The sequence below is a fragment of the Acinetobacter sp. C15 genome, from assembly GCF_013420645.1.
Taxonomy (GTDB): domain Bacteria; phylum Pseudomonadota; class Gammaproteobacteria; order Pseudomonadales; family Moraxellaceae; genus Acinetobacter; species Acinetobacter indicus.
The window spans coordinates 1-4111 of record NZ_VOXR01000087.1 but is presented as its reverse complement, the minus strand read 5'-3'; the positions used below and the strand labels follow the sequence as shown (position 1 = coordinate 4111).

4 protein-coding genes and 1 pseudogene are annotated in these 4111 nt (G+C 43.3%); all 5 read right to left on the bottom strand.

The features are described from left to right. Positions 1-106: pseudogene (locus FTT63_RS14955) on the bottom strand (alkyl hydroperoxide reductase); the annotation flags it as partial. A 200-nt stretch (positions 107-306) separates the two neighbouring features. Beyond that, positions 307-1221 carry a hypothetical protein gene (locus FTT63_RS14950; RefSeq protein WP_075166954.1) on the bottom strand — a complete coding sequence of 305 codons (915 nt, stop codon included), beginning with the start codon at positions 1219-1221 and terminating at the stop codon, positions 307-309. A gap of 43 nt (positions 1222-1264) precedes the next feature. Then, positions 1265-2398, bottom strand: a complete 1134-nt coding sequence (locus FTT63_RS14945) for a toxic anion resistance protein (protein WP_168414376.1) — start codon at positions 2396-2398, stop codon at positions 1265-1267. 20 nt (positions 2399-2418) lie between these two features. Continuing rightward, the gene (locus FTT63_RS14940; RefSeq protein WP_104470294.1) at positions 2419-3207 is read right to left on the bottom strand and encodes a tellurium resistance protein; all 789 of its coding nucleotides are present in this window, start codon (positions 3205-3207) and stop codon (positions 2419-2421) included. A 231-nt stretch (positions 3208-3438) separates the two neighbouring features. Next, positions 3439-3843, bottom strand: coding sequence for a nucleoside diphosphate kinase regulator (gene rnk / locus FTT63_RS14935; protein WP_005179090.1), 405 nt, complete (start codon positions 3841-3843; stop codon positions 3439-3441). Between the last annotated feature and the right edge of the window lie 268 nt (positions 3844-4111).

Below are 4111 nucleotides of genomic sequence, written 5' to 3'. Positions count from 1 at the left end.
TTTTGTCTGATTTGTCAGAGCTATCTAAAGTGGCCACTAATTCGATTGGACCTTCAAGGCGTTCTAACAAGGCTTTTAATTGGGCTGTGGTATTTTGATCTAACATTGCTAACGTCTCCAGAGGAGTCAAATTTTTCAATACCGCTATCATAGGCCAAATTTAAAAATAGATAAAACAGTTTGTTTTTATATTAATGATCGCTTTTATAAATCATTATCTTTTATGGATAGATTAATCTAAATTGTAACAACGCGATAGAAATCATCTACCAGAAAAAGGCTCCCACAGGAGCCTCATCATCAGCATTAAAAAATCCGCTGCTCAATTCTTAATGCCCGCTTTTTAAAACTTTGTGCCAACACAAAGAAAATCAGGCTGAAAATGGCTGACACAATCGCCGCTGTAATCACCAGAATCTGTACAAACTGACTTAAACGCTCGGCTTGAACCACCTGTTTATTCACGCTTTCTGCCATTGGGGTCAGGGTTTTGCCATAAACCTGTTGCTGCATTGACCAGAGCTGTTCCGGTTTAAAGCCATACTGAATAAAATCCGGATTCTGCTGCTCGGCCTTCACCAGATTCAACACATGCGGAATGGCTGCGGCTTTATCCGGTGGCTGATGCAACAAAGCGGTTTGCGCCAGTAAATAGGATTTGACTGGTGTATCCAGCGGTGCATCTGCCAGATAACGCGCCAGCTCACTTTCTGCCAGCTGCTTGTCGTAATAGACAATTTTTTGCTGCGCATCATAGTCATCATTTTTCAGGTCATATTGCAGATAGGTCAGACCTGACCACAGCATGATAAAGGCAATTAACCAGCCGACAAACTTCAGGATAAAGGACTGAAAGCGCACATAGAAAAAGCGGATTTTCTTGAGAAAATGCACCACAAAAAAGGCGCCAATAAACGACAGCAATAATTTCAGAAACAGCCAGCCAAACCAGGACAACAGCCCCAGAAAATAATCCGGTTGCTGCTCTAAAATCGCCAGGTTTGCATCAACACTTAAGGGAATGTGCAGCTGTTCGACCTGTGTGGTCAGGCCAAAAAAGCCATAGACAAAATCTTGCTGTACAAAAAAAGCAATAATGGAGGCAATGAACACCGTGCTGGAGGTTATACCCAGCAACATCAGATTGCGCTGGCGCTTTTTCAGCGCCAGCACACCGCTATTGATGTGCTCGGTCGGTACCGCATAATCATCTAAGGGCAATGTATTCTCCTTACGTTTGCAATACTCCCGAGCCAGAGTTTACTCAGGAAGGATTGGAACCGCTCGAACTTGATTCAAGCACCAGATGATTCAGGTTATCTTGCAGCACACGTAAACGCGTGGTTGCTTCGGCACGCTTTTGCATTCCCTCTTTTTGCACCTGAATCACATCATTGACTGTTTTAATGAGGGTGTTTTGCACATGTTCAAGCGTTTCAATATCAATCACTGAACGCTGGTTGGCTTTGGCGGTATCGACCGAGTTCTGATGTAACAGGTCGGCATTACGGCGTAGCAGCTCATTGGTGGCATCATCAATACTGTTGGCCAGCTGCACACTGTTCTTTTGCTCATTTAAGGAAATTGCCAGACTAATCTGGTTTTTCCAGGCCGGTAAGGTAATGTTTTTAATTGCATAAAACTTGTCGACCAGCATCAGGTTATTGGACTGGATAATCCGGATCATTGGCAGGGTCTGCATGGCCGATTGCTGCAACACCTGTAAATCACTGACGCGTTTTTCCAGATTATTGGCCAGATGATTTAAATCATAAACTTTCTGGGTGGTACTCTGGTCCTGTTCCTGGGTGGTTAACTGGCCAATCTGCTGCTGGATTTCCTGCTGCTTGAGCTGGCCAGCGGCAATATAAATCCCCAGCTGTTTATATTCTTCCTGCACGCCTTCAAACATTTTATCCAGAGTATCGACCCGGGTTTTTAAGCCGTTTTGCGAGGTTTCAATTTCCTTGACCAGTACATCAATCTGTTCTTTGGTGCTGTTAAAGTGCTGGTCAAAATTCTGCTTGGCACCTTTAAACTTGCTGATCAGGCTGCCAAAAAAACCGGAGCTTTTCGATTTGTTGAGAATACTGCTGGTATTTAACTGCTGCGCCACCTGTACCACCTGATTCAGCTTTTGCCCGGTCGCATCCAGATCTTTATTCTGCACCAGATGAAGCAGTTCATCAGTATAAGTCGAAGTTTTGGTGGCAATATTTTTCCCATATTCCGCCACCGAATTATGGCTTAAGTCGGCCAGTTCTTTACGCGCGGCCATGACCTCATCGAAATCGGATGGCTGCAAGCCAATTTCCTGTAAATTGAGCGCCTGGAATTTCTGCTGATTTTCTTCGGTTGTGGCTTCCACCACGGCATTTACCTGTTCAGGATGGGTCATACGTCACCTTATATTTGATTCTATTTAGAGCTGTTTTCGAGTGATTTTTTTAGCGTTTTAATCAGATTTTCCCGACTATTATCAAGCTTTTCCAGCTCACTTGTCGAGCTGCTTTGCTGACTTTGTTTGACATGATATTGCCAGGCCGGAATCAGCACCTGCTGCGCTTCCTTAAACCGGTCCAACAAGGTAAATGACAGCTGCTGGCTCAGCTGCATCTGGGTAATGGCAATATCATTACTCGCCTGCAGTGTGCGCAGTGTATTTATTTTTTTAGATAATCGTTCCGAGAAGTTATCTAAAGGATGTTGATGTTTCACAAAACTTGGATATTCAGTCAAAAATTCTTCAGCGGCGACAATATGCTGCGCCATCTGCTCTCTTAAGCCACGTAACTGCTGAAAACGCGCTTGAGATTTCTGAATTTCGATCTGTAATTTCTGGCTTAAATGATTGGCCTGATCGAGTAAGCGGTCCAGCTTTTTATAATATTCCACCTGACTGGAACCATATTCCAGATCAATCCCCAGCCATTTTTGCAGCGCATTAAATTTGCGTTTTTTCAGATATTTTTTGGAATCCGCCAGCATGCGGATCAATTCTTCAATGGTTTGACTGAGCTGCTGGGTCATGTGCGGATCAATCCCGTTTAACAGCACTGCCTGCGACTGAATGAGGGCATCGGCATAATGATTTAATTTGTACTGGTCATTTAATACCGGCACCAGCTCATGACGCTTGATCGAGAGAATGGTATCCCGGTTCAGCTCCAGCTCTGTTAATGGTTCTAACACATCTATTTGCGGCATAACATCATCAGCTTGATCAAATCATTTTTTATACTAAGACTTTTATATAAAGCAAGCTGTAGCTTTTTGCAAATGCAGTAAAAGCGGAATATTTAAAATTAACAATATTTTACTGATCAATGACAGAGAGTGAATCCTCTCCTTTTCGCGCATACTTATCAAATTTTTAAGCCAAACTGCAAAGACACAAAAGCCCTCAACTGAGGGCTTTAATTTTTCACGCAGCGGAGATTATAAATAATCACCTTCACGTTCCGGCTGATACAACACTTTATCAATACGGACTTTCATAATATGACCATCCGGTTGTGGCCATTCAATTTCCTGCCCTTCAGCCAGCCCTAAAATAGCCGCCCCGACAGGTGCCAGTACATTGACCTGCCCTTTATCGCCACGGAAGTCATGCGGATACACCAGCGTAATTTCGGTTGGTTCCGGGAAAGGTGCGATGGTCACCAGCACGCGGGCATTCATGGTCACCACATTGCTTGGCACATCTTGCGGTGCAACCACTTCGGCACGCGCCAGCTCATCTTCCAGATGTTCCATGGTCGGGGTAAGTTTAGACTGATGTTCAAGCATGGTTTCTAAACGGTGCAAGTCTTGTTCAGACAAAATAATTGTCGGTTTATCCATTCTTTGTTCCTTTATCATTATCAGCCAAAAAATAAAAATAATTGATCTATTTCACAAGTGCTATGCAACTGTTATAGCAGAATTTAATCCGGCTGAATAATTGCAATTTGTTTTTTAGCACCTATAAAAAAAGCTCCCTTGAGGGTAATGCCAGTCAGTTAAGAGATTGACTGGCTTTTTCTTGGGTATTTTTGAGGTTTTCCTTTTACAACCCTTGGATAACTCCTCACTCTTCTCTCAGGTATAACATACCGATTAGATTTCTCCA